Annotated in this window: 32 protein-coding genes; 30 read left to right on the forward strand and 2 right to left on the reverse strand. The window is 54.8% G+C overall.

Features of this window, described 5'->3' with window-relative positions:
* The first annotated feature begins 5 nt into the window (after positions 1–5).
* From BN871_RS05095 to BN871_RS05105, 4 genes are read left to right on the forward strand one after another with little or no spacing between them, the layout of a single operon-like run.
* The gene (locus BN871_RS05095) at positions 6–692 is read left to right on the forward strand and encodes a hypothetical protein (RefSeq protein WP_157060205.1); all 687 of its coding nucleotides are present in this window, start codon (positions 6–8) and stop codon (positions 690–692) included.
* Positions 673–1206, forward strand: a complete 534-nt coding sequence (locus BN871_RS05100; RefSeq protein WP_048744888.1) for an accessory gene regulator B family protein — start codon at positions 673–675, stop codon at positions 1204–1206. The genes BN871_RS05095 and BN871_RS05100 overlap by 20 nt, the downstream gene beginning before the upstream one ends.
* A complete protein-coding gene (locus BN871_RS27470) occupies positions 1199–1336 on the forward strand; it encodes a hypothetical protein (protein ID WP_021877075.1) in 138 nt (45 codons plus the stop codon). Before BN871_RS05100 ends, BN871_RS27470 begins: the two co-directional genes overlap by 8 nt.
* The gene (locus BN871_RS05105) at positions 1336–1725 is read left to right on the forward strand and encodes a hypothetical protein (protein WP_021877076.1); all 390 of its coding nucleotides are present in this window, start codon (positions 1336–1338) and stop codon (positions 1723–1725) included. Before BN871_RS27470 ends, BN871_RS05105 begins: the two co-directional genes overlap by 1 nt.
* A 158-nt stretch (positions 1726–1883) precedes the next feature.
* Here the strand turns inward: BN871_RS05105 and BN871_RS30125 are convergent, their stop codons facing one another.
* A complete protein-coding gene (locus BN871_RS30125) occupies positions 1884–2105 on the reverse strand; it encodes a helix-turn-helix transcriptional regulator (RefSeq protein WP_021877077.1) in 222 nt (73 codons plus the stop codon).
* 96 nt (positions 2106–2201) lie between these two features.
* Between BN871_RS30125 and BN871_RS05115 the strand changes: the two genes are divergently transcribed.
* From BN871_RS05115 to BN871_RS27480, 26 genes are all read left to right on the forward strand, one after another.
* Positions 2202–2783 (forward strand): hypothetical protein, encoded by a 582-nt coding sequence (locus BN871_RS05115; protein WP_021877078.1) that lies wholly within the window; start codon positions 2202–2204, stop codon positions 2781–2783.
* A gap of 199 nt (positions 2784–2982) precedes the next feature.
* Complete coding sequence (locus BN871_RS27475) at positions 2983–3141, forward strand: hypothetical protein (protein WP_021877079.1); 159 nt, start codon at positions 2983–2985, stop codon at positions 3139–3141.
* A complete protein-coding gene (locus BN871_RS05120) occupies positions 3138–3704 on the forward strand; it encodes a hypothetical protein (RefSeq protein WP_021877080.1) in 567 nt (188 codons plus the stop codon). The genes BN871_RS27475 and BN871_RS05120 overlap by 4 nt, the downstream gene beginning before the upstream one ends.
* A gap of 167 nt (positions 3705–3871) precedes the next feature.
* Positions 3872–4663, forward strand: a complete 792-nt coding sequence (locus BN871_RS05125) for a hypothetical protein (RefSeq protein WP_198158011.1) — start codon at positions 3872–3874, stop codon at positions 4661–4663.
* Entirely contained in the window at positions 4663–4905 is a 243-nt protein-coding gene (locus BN871_RS05130; protein ID WP_048744889.1) for a hypothetical protein, read from the forward strand. Before BN871_RS05125 ends, BN871_RS05130 begins: the two co-directional genes overlap by 1 nt.
* A complete protein-coding gene (locus BN871_RS05135) occupies positions 4906–5295 on the forward strand; it encodes a hypothetical protein (protein ID WP_021877082.1) in 390 nt (129 codons plus the stop codon).
* Positions 5296–5536: 241 nt separating this feature from the next.
* A complete protein-coding gene (locus BN871_RS05140; RefSeq protein ID WP_021877083.1) occupies positions 5537–7771 on the forward strand; it encodes a hypothetical protein in 2235 nt (744 codons plus the stop codon).
* The gene (locus BN871_RS29585; RefSeq protein WP_021877084.1) at positions 7761–9587 is read left to right on the forward strand and encodes a DNA polymerase; all 1827 of its coding nucleotides are present in this window, start codon (positions 7761–7763) and stop codon (positions 9585–9587) included. The genes BN871_RS05140 and BN871_RS29585 overlap by 11 nt, the downstream gene beginning before the upstream one ends.
* Positions 9587–10663 carry a DNA polymerase gene (locus BN871_RS05150; protein ID WP_048744918.1) on the forward strand — a complete coding sequence of 359 codons (1077 nt, stop codon included), beginning with the start codon at positions 9587–9589 and terminating at the stop codon, positions 10661–10663. Before BN871_RS29585 ends, BN871_RS05150 begins: the two co-directional genes overlap by 1 nt.
* 12 nt (positions 10664–10675) lie before the next feature.
* A complete protein-coding gene (locus tag BN871_RS05155) occupies positions 10676–11779 on the forward strand; it encodes a hypothetical protein (RefSeq protein WP_021877086.1) in 1104 nt (367 codons plus the stop codon).
* The gene (locus BN871_RS05160; protein ID WP_021877087.1) at positions 11776–11997 is read left to right on the forward strand and encodes a hypothetical protein; all 222 of its coding nucleotides are present in this window, start codon (positions 11776–11778) and stop codon (positions 11995–11997) included. The genes BN871_RS05155 and BN871_RS05160 overlap by 4 nt, the downstream gene beginning before the upstream one ends.
* A complete protein-coding gene (locus tag BN871_RS05165) occupies positions 11994–12188 on the forward strand; it encodes a hypothetical protein (protein WP_021877088.1) in 195 nt (64 codons plus the stop codon). Before BN871_RS05160 ends, BN871_RS05165 begins: the two co-directional genes overlap by 4 nt.
* Positions 12157–12705 (forward strand): crossover junction endodeoxyribonuclease RuvC, encoded by a 549-nt coding sequence (locus BN871_RS05170; protein WP_021877089.1) that lies wholly within the window; start codon positions 12157–12159, stop codon positions 12703–12705. The genes BN871_RS05165 and BN871_RS05170 overlap by 32 nt, the downstream gene beginning before the upstream one ends.
* A 123-nt stretch (positions 12706–12828) precedes the next feature.
* A complete protein-coding gene (locus BN871_RS05175) occupies positions 12829–13896 on the forward strand; it encodes a site-specific DNA-methyltransferase (protein ID WP_269745405.1) in 1068 nt (355 codons plus the stop codon).
* Positions 13893–14261, forward strand: coding sequence for a class Ib ribonucleoside-diphosphate reductase assembly flavoprotein NrdI (nrdI, locus tag BN871_RS05180; RefSeq protein ID WP_048744891.1), 369 nt, complete (start codon positions 13893–13895; stop codon positions 14259–14261). The genes BN871_RS05175 and nrdI overlap by 4 nt, the downstream gene beginning before the upstream one ends.
* Positions 14262–14272: 11 nt before the next feature.
* Complete coding sequence (gene nrdE / locus BN871_RS05185) at positions 14273–16330, forward strand: class 1b ribonucleoside-diphosphate reductase subunit alpha (RefSeq protein ID WP_048744892.1); 2058 nt, start codon at positions 14273–14275, stop codon at positions 16328–16330.
* A gap of 29 nt (positions 16331–16359) precedes the next feature.
* A complete protein-coding gene (nrdF, locus tag BN871_RS05190; RefSeq protein WP_157060210.1) occupies positions 16360–17334 on the forward strand; it encodes a class 1b ribonucleoside-diphosphate reductase subunit beta in 975 nt (324 codons plus the stop codon).
* Between the two features lie 2 nt (positions 17335–17336).
* Positions 17337–17990, forward strand: a complete 654-nt coding sequence (locus BN871_RS05195; protein ID WP_021877095.1) for a PhoH family protein — start codon at positions 17337–17339, stop codon at positions 17988–17990.
* 93 nt (positions 17991–18083) lie between these two features.
* Positions 18084–18446, forward strand: coding sequence for a hypothetical protein (locus tag BN871_RS05200; RefSeq protein WP_048744893.1), 363 nt, complete (start codon positions 18084–18086; stop codon positions 18444–18446).
* Entirely contained in the window at positions 18443–18859 is a 417-nt protein-coding gene (locus tag BN871_RS05205; protein WP_048744894.1) for a dUTPase, read from the forward strand. Before BN871_RS05200 ends, BN871_RS05205 begins: the two co-directional genes overlap by 4 nt.
* 275 nt (positions 18860–19134) lie before the next feature.
* Positions 19135–19341 (forward strand): HNH endonuclease, encoded by a 207-nt coding sequence (locus BN871_RS30130; RefSeq protein WP_373864526.1) that lies wholly within the window; start codon positions 19135–19137, stop codon positions 19339–19341.
* Between the two features lie 52 nt (positions 19342–19393).
* Positions 19394–20149 (forward strand): FAD-dependent thymidylate synthase, encoded by a 756-nt coding sequence (gene thyX / locus BN871_RS05210; protein ID WP_373864527.1) that lies wholly within the window; start codon positions 19394–19396, stop codon positions 20147–20149.
* Positions 20150–20746, forward strand: a complete 597-nt coding sequence (locus BN871_RS05215; RefSeq protein WP_021877099.1) for a hypothetical protein — start codon at positions 20150–20152, stop codon at positions 20744–20746. It abuts the gene before it with no gap.
* Between the two features lie 94 nt (positions 20747–20840).
* Entirely contained in the window at positions 20841–22055 is a 1215-nt protein-coding gene (locus tag BN871_RS05220; RefSeq protein ID WP_021877100.1) for a hypothetical protein, read from the forward strand.
* Positions 22055–22678, forward strand: a complete 624-nt coding sequence (locus tag BN871_RS26580) for an HNH endonuclease (protein WP_232312825.1) — start codon at positions 22055–22057, stop codon at positions 22676–22678. Before BN871_RS05220 ends, BN871_RS26580 begins: the two co-directional genes overlap by 1 nt.
* Positions 22635–23237 (forward strand): hypothetical protein, encoded by a 603-nt coding sequence (locus tag BN871_RS27480; RefSeq protein WP_021877101.1) that lies wholly within the window; start codon positions 22635–22637, stop codon positions 23235–23237. Before BN871_RS26580 ends, BN871_RS27480 begins: the two co-directional genes overlap by 44 nt.
* Here BN871_RS27480 and BN871_RS05230 read toward each other — a convergent pair.
* Positions 23215–23559, reverse strand: a complete 345-nt coding sequence (locus BN871_RS05230; RefSeq protein ID WP_048744895.1) for a hypothetical protein — start codon at positions 23557–23559, stop codon at positions 23215–23217. The genes BN871_RS27480 and BN871_RS05230 overlap by 23 nt on opposite strands.
* Positions 23560–23586 lie beyond the last annotated feature (27 nt).

Raw genomic sequence — 23586 nt, forward strand, 5'->3', positions numbered from 1 at the left:
TGTCGATGTCGTACGTATTGTTTGTGGTAGGGTCAGCCGTTGAGTATTTCGGGATGTTCGCACTCATGTTCGCGCTATTCCGATTCCAAGTAAACCGCGATTTCTTCGCAAAAGTCGCAATTATCACGCTTCTTATGAGTCAGGTCTCGTACTTTACGCGGCTGGTTCCGGAGATCGGCAATTTATCCACGTATCTGCAGTACGTTCTATTCGTCGGCATTTTGTGGTACCTATTCCGCGTGCCGCTCTTTCACTCCATCGTCATTAACTTCGCGGGTTTGTTCGTCGATATTGGCGTAACCGTCGGCTGCGTGTTTATTATCTCCGCGGCGACCGGCATAACGCTGGATACGATATCGGCAAATCCCGTCCTTACCGCCTCATTCCAAATCCTCTCAGCAGTCATTCAGATCGGACTCGCCTATACCATTCGCGTCAAAAATTGGGGATTCGATTGGGTTCCGAGCGATCGGCGCGTCTATACGCCATTCAATAGGACAAGCGCCGTTATAACCGCACTCATTGCGTTCTGCATCGTTGCGGCTTTCATATTGACGTCTATTCTCCGCGAAGATTTCGAAGGCTATCTCGTCGCGGTCGGCGGCGTAGCGTTAATATTCGTCCCACTATTCCTGTTCTTCGCGCTAAGAAAGGATCGAGAGGAGGGCGCCCATGCAGAAAGCAGCGATTAAACTGGCGAGCAACATGCGGGCCGCTGGCGTCGAGCCTCCGCCGATTGGGACGATAGTTTACGCGTTTGAGATTCTCGCCAATACGGGAGCGATCGTCTTGTTGACGGCGACACTCGGACTCATTACGGGGAATTTCGTAGAGATGATGGTATGTCTAGGCGCGTTTGCCCGCTTGCGCTTCGTGTCCGGGGGTGCGCACCTAACGACGGATTTAAAATGTATAACGCTATCTGGCGCGATGGTGACGGCCGTTCCGTACATTCATCTCAGCTATGACGCGACGATAATTGTAAATTGCGCTGCCTTCGCGCTTGTGGCCGCTTATGCAACGAATAGCTACGATAAACACGCGAGGATACCGCGCAAGTTTTATCCGTACATGCGAGTGTTGGCGTGTGTGTTCGTAGGAGCCAACTTCGTAACCGCGTCGGACATTCTCGCTTTATCATATATCGCGCAGGCAGTTACGTTGCTGCCCGTATTCAACCGAGAGGGGGTGAATGCAAATGAGTAAACGTCTCGCATATAAGCTGCTCGCCATGGCTATCGTAGGTGTCGCTGCTATCTTCGTTACAACCGGTTCCTACGCCATCTTCAAAAAGCCGACTATTCCCGCAGAACTGCGCAAAAAGGAGAACGCCTAATGGAACGAATCAGACCAGTCGTCCGTCGCCAGGGTAAGAAGGATTTCGAGGTCGTCGATATCGTTGCGTCAGATGTTAAATGTACGTTTGTTGAGCGAGGAATCCTCAAATACCGGATGAAAGACGGAGAGGTGCTAAGCCAGATTTCAACGGTTGAGGAACAGCAGAAAGACCTCGAGCGCGAAAACTTCCGCAAGGCCGAGCGCGGCTATCTCGTAAATATGGACCTGGCGGAGTGGTATGACGATGACATGTCGCAGATTCACTTTACGCCGCACCCAGAGCGGGACAAGCATCCGGTACCCGTTTCCGACCGCCAGCGATCGACTATCCTTCGTGCAGTAACTTACACGAAGAACGCGATATGTCAATACGTTTTTAATCGTTAGAATGCGGAGGAAATCGTTTCCTATTTATGGTTTAATATTCCTATAAAACCCCTTCCCTTCCCCAATCGCGCCCCGTCACAAACGATTATGTCATCGTCTGTGACATTCTTCATCGGGAGGTAAACACGTAGTTTACCATTTCACCGCCAGGACCGCTGCTATTCTTCGTTTAGCCATTCGTACAAATCGCGCGGAGAGACGCCGAGAGCGTCCGCTAACGCAACCGCAGTTACTAACGGCATACCCTCTCCGTGACTTTTTGTCTCGTACTGGCTTATCGAAGTTCTTCCGACTCCACTTCGCTCGGACAAGTTTTCTTGTGTCCAGCCGAGGGCTAATCGGAACTCACGAATCCGGCAGCGCCCGACTTTTATCTTCATCGGCGCAACCTCCGAAATTAATTTTACCACGATGTCCCAGTTTTCCGAAAGTCAGCGGGTATATCTAGTAGGACGAAAACGAAGGGAAGCGAATGAATGAACGACGCACAACTAAATAACCTGGCCGCTCTAGCCGCGGCAGGTAACGAAGAGGCTCGCAATTCAATATTTCGGTATTTCTTTCCAATTATTGAAGCGATGTCTCGCGAAGTCTGGCATCTTTTGAAGGATGAGTCTTCGTTCGAACACGAGTGCTATCGAAAATTGATGCGCGCAACTGAACGGTACAAGCTAGGATCTCAGCGAAGTTTCCGAAATTACGCGATTCACAAGATGCGAGGAATCAGGAGTACGCATTTGCAGCGAAGGTCCATCGAACGAGAGAGGTTAAGCGCGATAGAGGCGATGGGCAAGCAAGATGAGGAAGGAAACGAAGCAGGGTACGAGGTTATCGACGGTTTGGCGATCGTGGATGACGCATTACTCGTAAATGAAAAAGTCGCCCTCTTGGCGGAGGACGACTCTCGGAGATTGACGATTCTGGCTGATTGGACTAACGGATTTAATGACGATTCCGACACCGCGGCTTTGTTGGCGCATCGCTACGGTGGCAATTCGGAATCACACCGAAAGTTCATTCAACGTTTCAGAACCGCTTGTCGCAAAGCCTTGGCATAGGCTCGCAACGTTTGGAACGCGTACGCCACTTCAGGCATGAACGACGTGCGCGCTCCACTTTCATTATAACACGTTACATTATGTATACGCGATATTGGTCTCATTATAACTTTAACCAAATCGAGGATCGATAAACGTCCCGCCCTAATAATAGCACGTTTCCTAAAATCTAACAATCCACACTGGAGGTATTTAACGCATGCTTAACGCGACTGTAACGAATATACGCGCAACCCGTCCGTCGGTTTCAAATCGCCGCCATCAGGCCGAAAACTACTATCGCGGAGGGTTCGCCGCCTATGAAGATCCGGCCGATTATGTCCGCATTCAAACGCTGAAAGGGGTGCGCCTCGGATGACAACGCTGATCGACCCGAAGGCCGGCGCGCACTTCACCACCGGCAAGATATTCGTCACTCCGCATGCTTGCGATGAAGCCGCGAAGGACTTCGGTGTCGATCGCAGCAAGGCGCCCATGTACGTAATGGACCAACTCCGCCGCGCATCCTTTATCGCAGACATCGTAAACGAGGACGGCCGCCCATCGCGCCTCTTCGGATATAAGCGCATGGCAATCGTGGTCGCGCCGGACACAGCGACGGTAATCACCGTATATCCGCGCCACCAGGCGAATTCCGGCGTAAGCGAGACGGTCCAGAAGGCGTTGTTGCGCGCTCTCAAATCCGCCAATCGGAAGGAGAAGCTCGCGGAAAAGCGGATTAACGTGGCCATCGCGCAGCTTAACGTAGAACTCGCGAATTGTGAGCTTAAGAAGGCGAAGAGTGAGTCGCGTACCGTTATCGCTACGATGAGTCAGCGCCAGGACGATATCAGGCGCGCAATCTCGGAATTGGAACGGGAATTACTCGCCATTAAGCGCGAGAAGACGACGCTTGCGAACGATATCGTCATGTATCTATGAGGTCCGCCGTTCTTGCTCCGGCCTGTGCGCGTTAATCTCCGGATTAATACGTAGAGGCGGGCGCGAGAACAACGCCTATGAAGGAGGTGGACGCCATGTAGCCGCGATACCGTCGTCCTAACGCAAAGTAACGAATCCAATACGAAGGGAACGATCGAATGTCCAGTATGTTCACGAACCGCGGCGCCGCAGCCGTAGCCAACGCGCAAGCCGATAAAGATGCGTCCGATTCCGTCATCCTCCCGTTCACAACCGGCACGACGTATAAGGTGCGCCTGAAATCCGTAGAGGATTCGGTCGAGTATTTTTGCTACGGCATGTACGGAAAGGTGAATAGCTTCGTACCCAAGGCGCCGGCCGAACGTAACGCGAAAGGGTTTATCACTTCGAATCCGACCGTATGGGATAAGGCGGCAACGCTACTTTACGAAGAGGCAAACGCAGCCAAGACGGCCGGCGACGAGGCAGGCGCTGAGGCTTTGCGGAAGGAAGCGTACCTGTTCAAGGGGAAACCGAAGTATCTCGTCGCCTTCGTCAATCTCGAAAATGGCGAATATGGTGTCGTCGACCTGACTCCGAAACAGGCGGCGGGCGTGTTCGCAACAATCCAGAAATACGCGAAGAAACTCGATAAGCTGGCGTTCGAACTCGCCAAGACCGGCAGCTCTACGAATACGGTCGTAAGCCTTTCGCCGCTACTCGACCTCGACGAAGACCTGACGGATGCTGAGCGCGCAAACTTCTCTAAAGCCGGCGAGCTGGAACCGTTCGATTTCGCGCAATTCGAAACGTGCCTCTATGTCGCGGACGAGGCGGAACAAGTCAAAAATCTCGTCATCGCCGGATTTGATATCGCGCGTCTCGGCCTTTCGATCGGAGCCTCCGCGCCTTCTTCCGCCCCAGCCGCGGACGTTACGCCAATCCCCACCGATTCCGACGCGCCTCCGGTTAACTTCTGATGGCGGCGCCAAGCGTAATACCGCGCAAGCTGGCGATTGGGCTGACTGTCGACAATGTGAGCGCTCTGCCGGGCGCGGGTAAAAAGCTCGCGGCCTTCCTGGCGGCCGTTGACCATGCGCACGGAACGTTCGAGCTCGATATCGCGGTCAGTGTCGGAGGGGCGGAGGCGCCGATGGCTCCCGTCATTGTAACGATGATGAAGGCGGCCTCCGGCGGTGATTACGAGGAGGTGACGGAATAATTGGCGCATAGAAGCGAAGTTGTTGGACGCGTATCGGAAATGACCGCAAGACGCGCGCTGCTTAACGCGGGCTATGAAGTCGCGAAGCCGGAGACGGACGAACCGTATGACGTCGTCTTTCGCGATCCGGTAAATGGCGATTGGGCGACCGCGCAAATCAAAACGGTCCGAGTCCGCGAAGACCGCGGCGGGGCTCTCGTAATTTACGCGAAGAAAGGTAACGGGCAGCCGTATACGAAGGCCGACGCTGACTATATCGTTGGCGTCCTGGGAAATCGCGTCTATATTACGGAGAACACGGAGCAGGCCGAGTATTGGTCGAGCTCCGAAACGCGGGCGGCCGAGCGTTGGATCGAATTGCCCGCGGAATTGGTCGATGTCGCGCTCTGATCCCGCCGAAGCGCCCGTCGTCGCAACTTGCGCCTGGTGTCGCGCTGAGATATACGCTGGGTCCGAAGTGGCGCGCATCGATGACGGAGGCGGCGTGGTCCATGCGGGATGGCGCGAAAGGTGTGCGGACGAGTACGCGGCGGAACGCGTATTTGATGCGGTTGGCGTAATCGACCGAAACGGTAACGTAGAGTAACGCAAATACTACGGGCCAGCGCGCCCATAAGGAGACGGTAATTTAATGGCGAAACTTAACGTAACTGTTCCAGCGGTGGATGTAACGATTGACGGCGCGATGTATCGTAAAGTCAATCGTTCGGCGCAAGAAGGCGATGTTGTGCGGATTACGGACGACGAAGACGAAGCGCCTAGCTACGTCCATTCCGGCAGCTTCTACGAGGTCGTACGGCTGGACGACGCAGGTGACGCGCAGATCATCGACGAAGACGGCGACGAATACGACCTCGGCGCCAGCGATATTACGTTCGAAGTTTACGAGAAGGTCGCGCAGGAAGCAGCGCAGCCAAAACGCCTGACGGTCGGGGACTATGCGCGGGTCGTCGGCGTGAACCTGAATGGACATAACTACGATAATGGCTCCGTCATCAAAATCGACAGGGACGACCGGGACCACGCGCCATATTCCGGAGTGAAAGCGGACGGCAGCGTAGGCAACTGGCTCCGCGAGGAAAACGTAGAGCCAGCGACCGAAGCCGAATTCCTGGCGCAGAAAGACATCGTCATCCACGACGGCAAGCAGTACCGCAAAGTGGCGCGTAAGGCGGAGAAAGGCGAACTGGTCCAGGTATTCGGGCATCCCATCAGCAAACAGAATAAAATCCACACCGTCATAGGCGTGGACCTTAGCGGACACATCCGTTACGAAGAAGGCGGACGCTTGCCGGGAGGTTATTTCGTTCTCGAACCGGTCGAATCCGCGCCGAAACCGTCCTATAAGACGGTCAAACGCAAGGCGGCGGTTGGAGAACGCATTCGAATCGTCAACCGCCATCATAGCGAGAATCGCTACAAAAACGGTGACGAAGCGACCGTCATTGGCGGATGGGGCGGAGATGACGTCCGGGCTGCCTTCGGTCATGCGGGTGCGGAAGACTGCGGAGTTGTCTACGCTGAATACGTCGTACTCGAACCGGTCGATGCCGCCAAGCCGACGGAAACGTTCAAGGTGGGTGATCGCGCCGTTCTTGCGACGAAAGCAGGCGGACACCTTGCCGGATTTACGGTAGGGGATACGGTTGAAATCGTAGAGAATCCACACGATCTGGACCCGGAACACTATCGTGTTAAGAACGCGGGAGGAACGCTCGGCTATGTAGCGAAAAATGGCGGTCTGAAGGCGATTGAGCCGACGAAGCCTGAGCGCCTGAAAGTCGGCGAATACGCGAAGGTGGTCGGGACGAGCGGGAATGGTCCTAGCGTTAAAATTGGCGATATTAACGAAATCATTACGGATGACGATGGCGTGATGCCCTTCCGCGGTAAAAGAATCGGCGATGGAAATCTCCAGTGGTTCTACGAAAAATCGCTGGTCCGCGCCACGGACGAAGAAGTCGCGGCAGCACGGCGCTATAAAGTCGGCGATTACGTTCAGGTAACGAAGCCGGGCGGTTTCCACAACTATAAAATCGGCGAATTCGTACAGGTTACGGAAATGTACGGGTCGGGTAGCGGTGCTTTCAAAGGACTGCGTTCGTCCAACGCTACGATCGGCAACTGGCTGCTTCCGAAACAAGTAATTCCCGCGACCGAAGCGCAGTTTACGATGTCGACGCCTAAACCGACATTCAACGTTGGCGATACGGTAAAGCTTACGGTTGCGGCCGGAAAAACTCCGCGCTTTAACTGGGGCAGCGTGAAAAACGGCGATGTTGGAACGGTAAGATACGTAAGACCCGACAAAGTTGTCGTTAACTTCCCGTCCCAATCGAGCTGGAACGCCGATCCTACGGAGCTTACGAAGGTGAGCGCGGAAGAGGCGCAGCCGAAGCCAGATCCGCGCAGCCAATTCGCAAAGGGTGATAAAGTCCGCCTGATCGCGAAAGCGGACCGCCTGAACGGGTACGAAGTCGGAAAAATCTACGAAGTATCCGAACCGCTCGCCGACTCCGACCGTGTAGCGATTAAAGGCGGATCGGTTCCGAATGGCTACGCAAAAGCGGACCAGCTCGAAAAGGTGACGGAGGCAGACGTTAAGGCAGCCGCGGCAGAGGCGAAATGGGCGAAGATCGGGCGCAAGGTCGGCGAGTATAAAGTCGGCGATATCGTTCGCTTCAAAAAATATAGCGGAGTCAACGGATTGAACGAGCACGACGGCGTTATCGTTGAAATCGACGATTTGGGCGGCATGAATCCGCATCTCGCGAAACCAACGTTCGTAAAAACGGGGTACAACACGTACACTCATCCGGACCACTTCGAACTCGTCACGCCGGTAGAGGCGCGCTTTGACCGATAAAGTCCGCTTGGCGTTAAGGGTTCGCACGGAACCGGAAGCGTCCGAGAGAGTGGCGGAGGCGGCGAAACGTAAAGGGGCGGCAACCCCGGAAACGGCAGCGCAGGCTTTCGAAAGAATCGGCGCAATGAGCATGACGGACAAGGAGCGCGCACAATTCAATGCCGCGTATCAAGCGTTCACGAACGGGGAGACAGGCAGTCCCCGTTCTGACGGCGGTAAATGGACGAAAGGCGACGTTCTGGCGGCCGGCGCGCGGATACTACGGCAGAAGGCGGAAGGGGAGCGCGAGGGCAGGATTACGGCAGTCCTCGCCTCCAAGCCGCCAAACTATCGGATCTTAACGGACGATAGCGAATTACCAGCGTTCGTTGACCGGTTGCGTCTCGAATGCCAGCGTCAGATGACGGAATGGCCGGATAAGTTCCGCATTCTTGGCGTAGATACGATGACGGCGGGCGACTTCGAAGGTACCGGCGTCGATACGTACATCGACCTCTCGATCGGATTCAGCGTATGGCTACCGCTATTGGACGAAGGTTATTACCTTCCGTATGGACACGTCGATATGCGGGGCGAGGCGGGCTTCGAATTTCTGACGGAGCGCAGCGCGTTTAAAGCGACAGACCCGCAGCTTACGCGTTCGAAAGTGCTGGCGGCCATTTCTCCGTATCTATCGCGTCCGAATCACGGCAAGACGTTTCATATGGGATCGGCGCGCTACGACTTATTCGTCGCGATAAAGGACGGCTACGAAATCGGCGGTTGCGTGTGGGATACGCTCGACGCGATGAACACGCTGAACGAGCACGAAGAGGCGTACGGTTTGAAACCGCTGGTCGCGAAGTATGGGCGCTGGTTTGGCGTGCCGGGTCCGGTCTACACATTCGAAGACATGTTCGGTAATCGGTCGCCGGCGCCGTTTAGCGTCGAACTGGTCGGCATCTACGCGATAAAGGACGTCTATTACGGCTGGCGTCTGTTCGAATGGCAATACGAGCAAATGGCGAATGCGCCGAGCGCTGACGGAAAGGGGCGGCTACTCGAATGCTACGCGCTAATTGACTCGAAGCTTCCGGAGACAGACGTATTCATGGCGGGATGCGGGTTCGAAATCGACCTCGACGGGCTGGCCGCGCTCGAAGCCGAGTTTACACCGAAACTGGAAGAAGCGCGATCGGCCGTGTTCGAATCGTACGGAATCGACGCGGAGTTCGTACGCAAAATGGACCGAACCATTCACGCGAAAAAGGTTGCGGACTGGATCGAGGCGCAGCGAAAGAGGAGCGCCAGGCATGCGGAAGCCGTCGCGAAGGTACGCGCCACAATCGCGGCGGATGAGGTGGCCGGCAAAACGAAGATGAAGCGTTATGCGGACGCGGTGGCGCGCTTGGCTACGCTTGAGGCCGAAGTCCTGGCGCCGGCTGACGAAGAACACGCGCCGCTATTTACGGAGGAGTTTTCGATTACGAACGGAAACCATCTCGCGTATCTCATCTACGACCACCTCGGCATTCGCGACCGGACCGGCCAGTTTAAGCGCGGTAAGTCGCGATCAACCGCGGCAGACGTACTCGATGCGTACTACGAAGAGGAAGAGGCGCTTAAACCGCTGGCAACCGTTGCGGCGTACGAGAAGCTGCTGAATACGTATGTTACTAAAATCCCGAAAGCGCTCGAAGCTGACGGACGCTTGCATAGCGAGTTTAAAGCGGGCGGGACCGCGACAGGACGTTATTCCAGCGCCGGTTATAGCGGACGCCCTATCGACATTCTTGACGAGTTTAAAACGGAGGTGGACGCTGCTCCGTGGAACTGATGATAACTGACACCAACTATCACGCGATTGTCCGAAAGCTTATCGCCGACGATCGGAAGGTACCGAAGGGAAATAATCTTCAAAACCTTCCTTCAAAGGGTGCCGGCACTCAAGTACGTAACTGCTTCATCCCTAAACGAGGTCATACGTTCGTCGGCGCTGATTTGGGTCAAGTGGAGCCTAGAATAATGGCTTCTATTATGTACGAACGATACGGCGACAATTCCATGCGCCAGATTTTCGTAGACGGCACGGACTTATACACGACTCAGGCCGTTATGACGTTCGGCCTCGAAGAGAAGTATTGCGTCGACAAGGCGTACGATCCGACCGGTACGTACCAGCCAAGGAAGCTCATGAAGACCGGAGTTCTCGCGAAGGCATACGATCAGTCGGCGAAATCCTTCGCGAAGAAGATGGGCGTTTCGGAAGATGTCGCGGAAATGTTCTTCGAGCGCTTTGACCGAGCCTTTCCGTCTTTCTCTCCGATGGTGGCGGACATACGCGATTTTATGCGGCGCCACGGTTACGTCGAGACGCTGTATGGTCGAAAGCGCCGGTTTCCGGATTACGCATCGGTTGCGGCCGCCCAGGCGAAGAACGAGCAGCGATTAATCCGGCTGTACACCGAGCGTAAGCAGCTTCGTAGCAAAGCGGTCCTGACACCGGCCGACGACCGCAAAATGACCGCGATTCAGGACGAGATCGACATCCTCGCTGAGAAACGCGGCCTAATCGGATACTGGGAGCGCGCAGCATTCAACGCGGTCATACAGGGGACCGGCGCCGACATTCTGAAGATGAACGGTAATCGTAATGCTCGCGAATGTAAGGCGCGCGGCTGGGAGTTTAACGCGTCCATTCATGACGAAATAAAAAACTCGATTCCGAACGAACAACTCACGCCAGAAGCGATCGAACTCATACGCGACATCATGACGAAGACGGCGGAGCTTTCGGTACCTCTCGTAACGGATATCGTAATCGAGCCGCGTTGGATGCAGGAGTACGCGCCGGATGAGTGGGATTACGAGAATTGCCGCCCGCTGCCGAAGTTTGCGAACAAATACGAATAAGGAGGCGGTTAATTGAGCGCACTATTCCGAAAGGTAGGCGGCATGTCTCGCGGCGACCGCTTGGTTAACGATTTCCTAACGCAGATGGACGCGTATTACGCCTCGCCTGCGTCCGGCTTCTACGACAACGCGATCAGCCGCCGTTACTACGAACAAAAATTGCGCCATCTCAAGTTTACGCCGTATCCGAACGACGGCCTCGTAACATTCGGCGCGTCCGGTACGAACCTCTGCGATCGGCAGCTCGTGTTCAAAAACGATAAGGCTACGCGTCCGGAAAAATCCGATGACATTCCGTTTAGAGGGCGGCAGCGGCGGCTTGGCACGGCAGTCGTCGATTACATTCAGCTCGACATCGTTCATATGCCGAAGCGACTCGGTAAGGGCGCGCTGTTTACGATGGCCGAGCGCAAAAACACGGACATGTTCGGAAACGTGACGTTTGAGTGGGATTTCGAAGAGGCTGCGCAGGAACGCAAGGTATTCGAGTACCCGCATCCAGAAACGGGTGAACTCGTCCAATTCGCAATCACCGCCAAGCCCGACGGTAAGTTCGATTATGCGCCGGACGGCTCGCGCATCATCTTTGAATACAAAACGAAGGCATCCGGCCTACGCGCCATGAACGGTAAACTCGATTACAAAGGCGCTCAGGATGATCACGTCCGCCAGGTAACGGCCGAAGCGATCATCTTCGGGATCAACGAAGCGCTAATCGTATACGAGTCGACGCAAAAGCCGGCGTGGTTTAGCGATGAGGAGCGAACGAGCGTTACGAAGGGACAGAAGACGTGGGCTGACGGACAGCCTCGACCGGATCTGCGCGCTTTCTACGTCGAGATAACGGACGACATGAAGAACGCGCTTCTCTCGGATTTGGCGCGTCAGGCAGCGCTTGTATACGAACAACGGGCGGGCGGCGCGGTTCCTGACGTAACAATTGAGATGACCGATAGCTGCGGATTCTGCGCGTTCAGCGGTCATTGCAAGGCGACGTTAACCGCGGAGAACAAAACGGTGCTCAAGCGGCAGGAAAGCGCGATGGCTGCGTCGAGTATGGCGGGCAAAGCGGAACACCGTAATCTTACGACATATCTCGAAGGAGTGAGCGCGTGAAGAACGATTTACTCGTATTCCTCGCGTTAGGGCAACTAGCTGAGCAGTGGGGCGTCGATGTTAATGAAGCGCTCGGCGATGATGTTGTTACGAAACTTGAAACGCTTGTCGCTCAAATACCCGCCGCTGACGAAACAACGAACGTAGCTTCGATGGAATTATTGGCGGAATTACTTCGCAAACAAGCCGTTTTAGTTCTCGGAGGTGGCGCCGAATGAACGCAATCGCACGTATCGCCCGCGGCGCCATCGTAATTGGAGCGTGTATCGCGATCGGCTACGTTTGGTACCTGATCGCGTCGGTCATTTTCGTGGTCAATCCGGTCGCCGCCGGAATCATCGCTGTAGTCGCGGCCGCACTCGTTTGGCTGGCGGGAGGTGACGGAGACGGCGAAGACGACGAAAAGTAAACCGCAGCTATACGCCGGCCTCGACCTATCGCTTACCTCGCCAGGCTTCGCAATTATATCCGTGGACCAAAATTCCGAAGGACACCGCATCCCCTCGCTAGTCGAAGTATCCGTCATCAAAACGGATACCTCCGAAACTCAACCGCTGCGCTACGAAGTCATCGAAGCACACGCGCTCCTATTCTTCCGCAAGTATACCGGCCTGACAGCGATCATTCGCGAGGTATGGCCGCCATCCCGTAACTACGCTCAGAACGATAAACTCCACGGCGCATGGTCGGCGGTCGATCGCGCGCTGTCCCGCCTCGGCCTCGCAGTTACCGAAAACCTGACGCCATCGACCGTTAAGAAGACGGTGGCCGGAAAGGGAACCGCCGAGAAGCTCGAAGTGGCAGCGGCCGTATCGCGAATACTCCGCCTGGAAGACCGGAAGTGGGCGCCCGGCTACGATGACTCCGATGCGTGTGCGGTTGCCTTGGCGTACCTGATTCGCGACGGCCTTATAGACGTCCGTTAGGGCGTAAATTAATCGGAGAGGTGAGCGGACATTAAAACGAGTGAAGCAGATTTTAACGTAGTTCTCAACGGCGACTGTCTCGAAGTATTGCGGGGTCTTCCGGGTGCATCCGTCGATTCCGTCGTGACCGATCCGCCATACGGATTATCGAAAGAGCCGAACGCGGCCGAAGTGCTGACGAAATGGATCGCGGGTGAGCCGTACGACCACGGTCATGGCGGATTCATGGGCAAGGCGTGGGATTCGTTCGTACCGCATCCGGACGTATGGAAGGAGGTGCATCGCGTTCTAAAGCCGGGCGGGTATGCGCTGGTATTCGCTGGTACACGGACGCAGGATTTAATGACGGTTTCTCTGCGGCTGGCGGGCTTCGAGGTCCGCGACGTCATCGAATGGCTCTATTTCAGCGGCTTCCCTAAGTCGATGGACGTTAGCAAGGCGTTAGACAAACGCGCCGGAGCTGAGCGTGAGAAGGTACGTCACAAGGCACGCCCTGAAACGAGCGGTACAATGTCAGGTAGTAGTGATACGCGCCCGTGGATCGAAGAAAGCCGCAAGCGTGGATACCACGAGGTCGACGGGAAAATTCCGGTAACTGATCTCGCCCGGCAATGGGACGGCTGGGGAACGGCGCTCAAGCCCGCGCATGAGCCGATTATCGTTGTCCGGAAGCCGTTGGCCGGAACGGTCGCGGATAACGTTGAACGGCACGGAACGGGCGCGATTAATATTGACGGGTGCCGTATCGGACGCGTTGAAAGCGATCGAGCGGAATACGGAGTAAGCGGCGACGAGCCGAGCCATACCGGAGACACAAACGGACACACCTACGGAATCTATGGCCGTGTCGCGTATGTTCCGAACGAATCCGGACGATTCCCCGCTAACGCCATCACGACGGACGCCGACGCTTTCTATTCGCCATACTTCAACGTAAGCCCACGCGAGATATCGAAGAAGGCGAGCAAAGCGGACAGGGGTGCAGGCAACACGCATCCGACCGTTAAGCCTACGGACCTAATGGCGTGGCTCGTGCGCCTGGTAACGCCGCCGGGCGGGACTGTTCTTGATCCGTTCGCCGGTTCCGGCAGCACGTTAGTCGCAGCCAAGCGCGAAGGTTTCAATTTCATCGGAATCGAGCGCGAGCCGGAATACGTCGAAATCATCAAGGCGCGGACTGGTACGGAATGATCGTCGCCTACCATTCGCTGACCGGTAACGTACGCCGCTTTGCCGAAAGAACCGCGTTCCCATCCGTCCAGATTACGCCCGGCCTGCGCGTCGAAGAACCGTTCGTACTCGTAACGCCGACGGTCGGATTCGGACGCGTGCCGGACCAGGTGGCGGCGTTTTTAGCGGGATCGGGCCGCCATATGATCGCAGTCGCGGCGAGTGGCAATCGGAATTTTTCGTCTGCGTACGCGGCGGCGGGCGACCATATTAGCGGTTATTACGGAGTTCCGCTGCTCCTGCGTTTTGAGCTCGCGGGAACTGACGAAGATGTACGAAAATTTAACGAGGCGGTGACGGCTTTATTCCGAGCTATATCGAATTAAACAACGAAGTTATGAAGCGCGGCGAGGACGGATTCTTCCAACTCGAAAAGGACGCGGAGGCTGTACGCGAGTTTATGGCGGAGGTGGCAGCGAAGACGAAGCGCTTCGATACGCCGATGGAGCGTATTCGATGGCTCGTGGATTACGAGTTCTATTACGGAGAAGTTGAGTCGCAATATGACGTACACCAACTCGTAGGAATCCACGATATATGCGACGCGTACGACTTCCGGTTCGCTTCGTTTATGGCCGCGTCCAAATTCTATAAGGACTACGCGCTGCAGACGAACGATAAGTCGCAGTATCTCGAAACGTATGCGCAACACGTCGCCATAGTCGCGTTATATCTCGGTCAAGGCAATTATGCGCTGGCCGAACGCCTGGCGCGATCGATGATGGAGCAGCGCCTGCAGCCCGCCACTCCAACGTTCCTTAACGCAGGACGAGCGCGCCGCGGCGAGATGGTATCGTGCTTCCTGCTTGAGGCGGACGACTCGCTGAATTCGATCAACTACGTGTTGTCGACGTGTATGCAGTTGTCAAAAATCGGCGGAGGAGTCGCGGTCAACCTTTCGAAGCTGCGCGGTCGGGGCGAGCCGATAAAGGGCGTAGAGGGTGCGGCGAAGGGCATTATGCCGGTGCTAAAGCTGATGGAAGACGCGTTTAGTTACGCGGATCAGATGGGTCAGCGTAAAGGGTCCGGCGCTGCGTACTACAACATCTTCGGATGGGACGTAGTCGAGTTTTTGGACACGAAAAAGATTAACGCCGATGAAAAGGCGCGCCTCAAAACGCTGTCCATCGGCTTGATCGTACCGCGCAAATTCTACGAACTGGCCCGTGATAACCGGCCCCTCCACGTATTCGCACAGCACTCCGTATTTAAGGCGTACGGCGCGCACCTCGACGATATGGACATTACGGAAATGTACGAAGAACTCCTCGCCAATCCAGCGGTCAAGAAGCGCGAGATTATGTCGGCGCGCGACATGCTGACGAAGATTGCGACGACGCAGCTCGAATCCGGCTATCCGTACATTATGAATCGCGATAACGCCAACGAAGGGCATCCGCTGGCTGCAATCGGCACCGTGAAGATGTCAAACCTTTGTACGGAGGTGTATCAGCTACAGGAGTCGTCGACCATCGGTAACTTCGGCGAACCGTCCGTAATCCGCCGCGATATCTCGTGCAATCTCGCGAGTCTAAACATCGTCAACGTAATGGAGTCCGGCAAGGTTCGCGAATCTGTCCACGAAGGTATCGAAGCGCTGACCGTCGTCTCCGATATCTCGCGCATTGAGAACGCGCCTGGCGTGCGTTTGGCGAACGATGAGCTCCATTCCGTAGGACTTGGCGCGATGAACCTGCACGGTTATCTCGCGAAGAATAAGATCGCCTACGATTCCGAAGAGGGACGCGATTTCGCCCGTACATTCTTCGCGATGATGAACTATTACTCGCTGGAGAAATCGGCCGCCATCGCACGCGAGCGCCGGATTACGTTTAAGGACTTCGCCAAGTCTACGTATGCGGATGGAACGTATTTTACGAAATATCTAGCGGAAGACTTCGCTCCACGTACGGACCGAGTCGCGGAGATGTTCGCCGGCATCGATATTCCGTCGCCGAACGATTGGGCAACGCTCAAGGATACCGTAATGGAATACGGACTCTATCACGCGTACCGGCTCGCGATTGCCCCGACGCAGAGTATTTCGTATATCCAGAACGCGACAAGCAGCGTCATGCCGATCGTCGAACTCATCGAGGAGCGTACGTATGCGAATGCGACTACATTCTATCCGATGCCGTTCCTGAGCGCGGAGACGCAATGGTTTTATAAGAGCGCTTATAAGATGGATCAGGCGGCTGTCATCGATATGGTCGCGGAAATCCAGGCGCACGTCGACCAGGGAATCAGCGCGATTCTTCACGTCAATAGTGACGTAAGTACGCGGGAGCTGTCGCGCTTCTACGTTTACGCGGGACATCGTGGCTTGAAGGGGCTGTATTATACTCGGACAAATCTGCTGAGCGTCGAACAATGTACATCCTGCGCGGTGTAACGAAAGGAGAGCGATAGCCAACGATGACAATTTCGATTAGTAATTGGAACGCGCAAGAAGACGTAACGACTCAGCTATGGGCGCAAAATCTGCTCCAATTCTGGAGCGACGAAGAGTTCCCGATATCCGATGACAAGTCGGTATGGGACGCGCTGGGTGACACTGAACGTACCGTTTATAAGCGCGTGTTGGCGGGCCTGACCGCGCTGGACACGCTGCAGAATAAAGAGGGGATGCCGCTAATCGCTCGCCATGTCGAAGATCCGCGCGCCGCCGCGGTCCTCTCATTCATGGGCATGATGGAAGGTATCCACGCGAAATCCTACTCCACGATTTTCACTACGCTCCTCACCGGTGCTGAGGCGGACTATATGCTCGACGTTTGGGCGCCGTCTCAGCCGAACATCCGCTATAAATACGAAACCATCTCCGCCGCCTACCGCGAGCTGCTGCGCGATGAGCCGTCCGATTACGCGCTGTATATGGCGATGGTCGCGTCCGTCCTCCTCGAAACGTTCCTGTTTTACTCCGGCTTCTATTATCCGTTATACCTCGCCGGCTCCGGCAAGATGACGTCATCCGGCGAAGTCATCAATAAAATTCTGATGGACGAATCGATTCACGGCCTATACGTCGGATATCTGGCGCAGCAGGTTCGCGCCAAGCTTACGGATACCGAGCGCGAATTGGCCGACATCGCCATGGCGGACATGCGCGAACGCCTCTACGAAAACGAGGCCGCCTATACGGCGCTGATATACGACGAACTCGGCTTGACCGCCGATGTGCTTCGCTATGTTCGTTACAACGCGAATAAAGCGATGATGAACCTCGGCCTGCCGCAGGTCTACGAGGAGGAAGCGTTCAGCGCGATCGTCCAGAACGGCATAACGGTCGGCACGAAGCAGCACGATTTCTTCTCGAAGAAAGGGAACGGCTATGTGCGAGCGATGAACGTAGAGCCGGTTCGCGACGAAGACTTCATTTTCGAAAAGGGGCGCTAACTATGCCGATGCCGAAAGACACGCTGTTCTTCGGATTCGCACCGAAGCTGACCGGCGAGCAGCGCGTATACGTCGATTCGATATTCGACCGCCAGATTACGTTCGTAAATGCGCGGTCCGGCACCGGTAAGACTACGCTGGCGGTGGCGGCGGCCAAACTGATCGGCAAGCCGCTAGTCTACGTGTTCAGTCCGGTCGAAGAGGGCCGCATGGGATTCCGGCCGGGAACGCAGCGCGAAAAGGAGGCGGCCTACATTACGCCGCTTACCGATGCGCTTTACGAAATCGGCGAGAATCCGGCGAAGGTGATTTACGATCCGGATAACGTAGAGGCGCAAAAACGCGGCGACGTATGGGTGTATCCGATGAGCCACGTATTCGCGCGCGGAATGAATTTGAAGGGTAAAACGGTCATTCTCGATGAGTCGCAGAATATGACGCGCGGTGAACTGAAGAAGATATTGACGCGTATCCATGACGACTGCCGCGTTATTGTAATCGGCCATACGGAGCAATGCGACCTTCCGCAGCCGGGCAAATCCGGATTCGCGCCGTATATCGAACACTTCCGCGGGGAGCCGTACGCATCCGTATGTGAGCTTACGGTCAATTTCCGCGGTCAGCTCGCACAAAAGGCGGACGAATTTGCGTGGTAAGTGTGCGAAACCGGCCGAGCGCGGTGTCATAGTCAGTAGATAGACGTACTACATCCGGTTGGACGGCGTCATAGACGATAAGGAGGCGGTTGGATGACAACGAAAATAATCGCGACGACATCGCGGATGCACTGGGGATACCGGAGGGGTGACGTACTTGTGGTCGACCGCGTTTCTCCAGGCGGTATTGCTTACGTCGCGCAAAACGAATCTCGGCCGGACAATTACGGAAGGGGCTACGCGCTTGTTCACAGAGAAGATTGCCGCTTTGCTGACGAAAAGCCGCGCAAGGTAACGTTCATTAGCGTGCTGGCCGCGTTGCTTGGCGTCTATTGGGCGGCGGTACTCATCGCGTATCTGTGCGGATACGAGCCGCCCGTAACTGCTATCGCTTCCGCATTCGCACTCAGCGCGATCGATATGTTCGTAGTAGCAGCGAAAGGAGCGCGACAATGACCCTCAGCGTTAACATTCGCAAGCTGCATCCGGACGCCGTCGTACCGGTAACCGACAAATTGACACATATTTTCGAAATGCAGAAAACTCTTGACGACCGTATTATTTCGGAACGTGGTGTGGACGGCACGCTCGAAGACTGGGTGATGGGCATTACGATTGCAATGGACTCCGAAATTGATGAAATTCGGCGCGAAGTCAATTGGAAGTGGTGGAAAAATCCGAAGCCAATAGACGTCGATGCGTTAAAGAGCGAAGTAATAGACTTATGGCACTTTCTCGTCAGTCTTTCAGAAAAAGTCGGACTTAGTGCTGAGGAAGTTTACGCGGCTTATTGTACTAAGAACGCCGAAAACCACGCCAGACAAGAAGGACGTAGTGATAAGTCCGGATACGAGGTGGTCAGAAACTGAAAAAACATTTCTTAAACTGCGCTTGGTGTGGTGTTTCATTCGTGGTTAAGCCATCACATGCGGATAAAAGAAAATGCTGTTCACGAAAATGCAGCTCTCGTAGAAAATCGGAGATGTATGCCGGTAACAGGAACCCCAACTACGGAAACAGGCAAGAAAATTGTGCTGTTTGGAAAGGCGGAAGAAAAATATCCAACTATGGGTACGTTCTTCTAAATATGCCCACTCATCCTAACTCCCGGAGAGACGGTTACATCTTAGAACATAGGTTTGTAATGTCTGAACACTTAGGGCGCCCGCTAAAAGACGATGAGCATGTACATCACATTGACGGCAATAAGACGAATAACCACATAACTAACCTTTCAGTTACTACTCGGTCTGACCATACGAGACTCCACAATCTAGATAAAATAATTACGAGGGACTGTGTAGGCAGAATAAACAGAGTGCACGTAAGGAGGACGAGGATTGAACGTTAAACTAATCGCGCATACTGCGTTATCGGACGAGTTTGTGTCCGAGTTAACTTCGATGGAGTGGGACGAAGGCGGGCCGTCTTATTCTGTGCCGTACGATAATGAGCGCGCAGCCGTTGCCTTGACCGCTATCCGAACTTGCTACAGCGCGCTGAAGCCCGCCGATATCCTCGCAACTGAGGGGCGTAAATACTTCGGCCAATCCGCGTCCGACGGCGAAGGAGGCGCCGAGTCCGACCGCCTGTTCCGGCACATTATCCGTAGCAAACACACATCTACGCTGGAGCATATTACGTACACGTTCGCTATTGAAGGCGTATCGCGGTCGCTCCTCGCGCAGTTGACGCGCCACCGCATCGGATTCAGCTTCAGCGTCCAATCGCAGCGTTACGTTAAATTCGGAAGTGGCGATAAGAGCGCCGGCTTCGATTACGTGACGCCGGTTAGCGTCGATGGTCGCGATGTTCCCGGAACAAACCGCTACGACGACGTTGCACTATCCATTCGGCACGATCCGCTCAAAGCATACGAAGTTTACGAAGACGCGATGATTGCCGCACAAAAGGCGTACGACGCGCTACGTGCCGCAGGAGTCCCCGCCGAAGACGCGCGCTATGTCCTTCCGAACGCGGCCGCCTGCAACATCGTCATGACCGCCAATCTGCGCGCCCTGATCGAGTTTTACGATAAGCGGCGGCCGGGCAACGGTGCTCAGGCGGAGATTGCGGAATTAGCGGAAAAGATTCGCGAAGAGGTAACGAAGGTTGACGCATGGGCGGTAGGATTTTTCAACGTAAAGGAGACGGTATAAATGGCGAAAATCGACGGACGCAAGGCGCGCATTACGAACTGGCGGAACTGGTACGATTGTTTCGGGGAATGCGCGCAAAAACTCGGTTATCCGGATGCGGTTAAGTCTCGTCGAACACGTAGGGACCCGGTTAATGACGAAATTGTAACGCTCTTAGCTTGCGATGAGGTGGGCGGATTATCTGGCGCGATATGGGCCGTAGAAGCAACGGATGGCGAGCGTTACCTTATCGGACAGCGCGGCCTTGAAATCCTCCCGCTCACAACCGAGCAGCTAATCGAAGCCAAGCGCAAATCGATCGCGACTCTCAGCGAAGAACTCGCCACCCTGGAAGCGCAACTTGCCGAAGAGAAGCGCGCCAACCAACCGAAGGTCGGCGATTACGCTCGTGTAACGGACATAGGCCACCGCTCGGCAGACGTAAGTTTAGGCGTTGTCGTACGCGTGGATTCGATTGTTAACGGAAGCCGCCCGTATAAAGTGTCGAAATTGTTCGGCTCAATAGATGAATGGGATTACGTCGCAAATGTCGAGCGCCTCACGCCCGACGAAGCACGAGCAGCTCTTATAGCGGAAGTCGATTCGCTGTTTCGGTAAAACAGGCAATTATCGAAACGCGACCGAAAGAAACGCGCAAGCTCCCGGACGGCAATCCGGAGGGATGGCGTACTAAAATAACGGAGGCGAACGAATGAATAACGTAAACGTAACGGTTTTGCGCGATGAGAAGCTGGGCGGAATTGAGCGCGAGTATACGGAGGTTAAGCGGCTGGCGTGCGTCGGTGAGCGCATTAAGATCGTTAACGCGTGGATGACTTACGGAACCTACGACAATGGCGCAGTCTTTACTGTTGATCGTGTAAGTGGCGGGAGTGTTTACGTAAACTTGGCGAAATTCCCAGGTGGTAATAGCGGAGGTTATATCTCTAAGCGTGAATACGTAGTCCTCGATCCGACCGAAATCGTGCGCATCGGCGGCGAGCGCTTCCGCATGGTCGACCGCAAGGCGGCGGTGGGCGAGCGCATCATTATCGTAGCTACGGCCGATAGGCGGTGGAAGAATGGCGCAGTATTTACCGTCAGGGAATCGGAGCCATCCGGGGTATGGATTAAGCATCCGGAAGGAAACATCGGCGGTAAAGCGGGCGTATTTCATCGCGAATACCGCGTACTTGAACCGCTTGCATCCGCCGCAGCTCCGCCTTCTACGTCCGGTCCCGCCGATCTAACCGAAGTCGTGGCGAACCTGGCGCGCCGTGTTGCCGAGCTTGAGCGCCTGATCGCGCCGTCGCAAGTAGCGAGAGGCACCGTACCTAATCGCCGACCATCGTTCCTGAAACCGACGCGTGACGAAATCGTTCAGCGCGCGAAGGATGACGTGGCCGCGCTGGAGACGACGTACCAAAGCGCATGGAGTAGCGGAGGCGCATCGTTCTGGCCGCAAGCTTGCGCGAAACAAGGGTATTCGCCGGTACATTACGTTGAGTACGTCATTAACCGCGAAAAGCGCACCGTTGTAGCGCTCATTCGTAGACTGCGCGATAAGTCCGTTTACTACAAAGGCATCGCCAAGTGCGCGCCGGACGACGTATTCAACGCACATATCGGCCGCGCGATCAGCCTTCGCCGCGCGCTCGGCCTCGAAGTTCCGGCGGAGTATACAAGCGCGCCGCAGCCGACGGAGCCGCGCGTAGGGGATATCATCCGTAACGGCTTGGGAAAAAGGCGCGTGGTCTACGCCGTCCGTCCGAAAATGAGAACATACGGCGTTGGTGCGGGGGAAGCGTTTGTTTCTGCGGATAAAGGTCTTACTTACGTTGACGATAGCAACTACGAGTTTTGGACGCATATTCAGTTCGTCACGATCATCGACGACAGCCGAGAGGAAACGGAGGTGAGCGCTTGATGGGCTGCCATTTAAAGGGGCGGCTTAGTGAAGACTATAAAGACCCTACTTGGTTACGTGAAAAGTACACCGAGGGGGAGTTGAGTAGTAAAGAAATAGGCGACATTTGCGGAGTCAATGAAAACACCATTCGATACTTTATGAAAAAATACGGCATCCCCAGCAGAACCGGTCGTGATCGAGCGACCTCTAGGCTGCGGGAGAAATGGTCGGAAGAACGAAAGGGATTCCCAACATGGAATACCGGTTTAGCTGGTAAATACGAAAAGTGGACAAAAAGAGGGCAAGAGGCGCCGGGCTATAAAGGCGGAGTCGCACACAATGCAAGTGGTGGCTACCGGAAAGTACTTGTTGCCGATCACCCATGCGCGGATAAAAATGGTTATGTTTTTGAACATCGCCTCGTCTGTGAAGTAGCCTTAAAGAGATACCTAACCCCCAATGAGATCGTCCATCACCGCGATGGAAATAGGAAAAACAACACCCCTAGCAATTTGTTTGTATTTTCTAGTAATTCCCAACACATAAAGTTTCACCATGCAAAGAGGAAGAATGGCTTTCTAACCGAGGAGGAGTTCTGTGATAAAGCAGGGTACTCGTATAGCAATTTGCGGCAAAATTAGAAGCGGTAAGGATACTGCAGGCCAATACATTTGTGAAAAATACGGGCATAAGCGATTCGGATTTGGAGATGGCTTATGGGAAATCTGCTATAGGCTATTCCCTGAACAGTTTATAGACAGTGACGAAAATCCGGTAAAACCTCGCGCGTTACTACAGGGAGTTGGCGAATCTTTGCGGACTTTCTCTAGAGATGTTTGGGTAAATGACTGCTTTCGGAGAATTAATGAGCCTATTTATTTTAAAGACGTTAACGAGCCGTTCCTTCCTCCGGAAAAAGTCGTTATAACCGACTTAAGGCAACCGGCGGAGTACGAACGCTGCCGCGCAGAAAATTTCTTAATCATCCGCATAACCGCCCCCGAAGCACTCCGCATTCAGCGCGCTATAACCGCCTCCGACACGTTTAACCTCCGCGACCTTACGCATCCAACCGAAAGCCACATCGATAGCTTCGCGGTCGACTACGAAATAGAAAATAGCGCCACACCTGCGAATTTGTACGCGCAGATTGACGCTATTATGGCGAAACTATCCGCTACTTCTCCGGCAGAAAAATAAGCCAACCGTCCTCTTCCGTTTCAAAGTGATATTTCCGCGCTTTTCTCACTATCTTCGTCTTCTCGTAAAATTTCCGCGCACTCGTATAAAGCCGCGCGTCAAACTTATTCGCTGTTTCAGGCGCCATTCCAACTTTATTAGGCTGGGCAAGCGCGATAGCTCCGGTCGTTGCGTCGTAGCCGAGAACCAGCCGGACGCCTTCGCGCCATCCCTGCATTTCCGCGAGATCGGCCGAAAGTCTTATGCGGCGCTGCTTGTCCGTTGTTATGTACGGATTAAATCTCGATACGGGTTCGATGTTAAATCGCTTTGGCTTTTGCACATTCAGCGTTATCACGTCCTCAGACGA

This window comes from Paenibacillus sp. P22 (assembly GCF_000469945.2).
Classification (GTDB): Bacteria; Bacillota; Bacilli; order Paenibacillales; family Paenibacillaceae; genus Paenibacillus_O; species Paenibacillus_O humicus.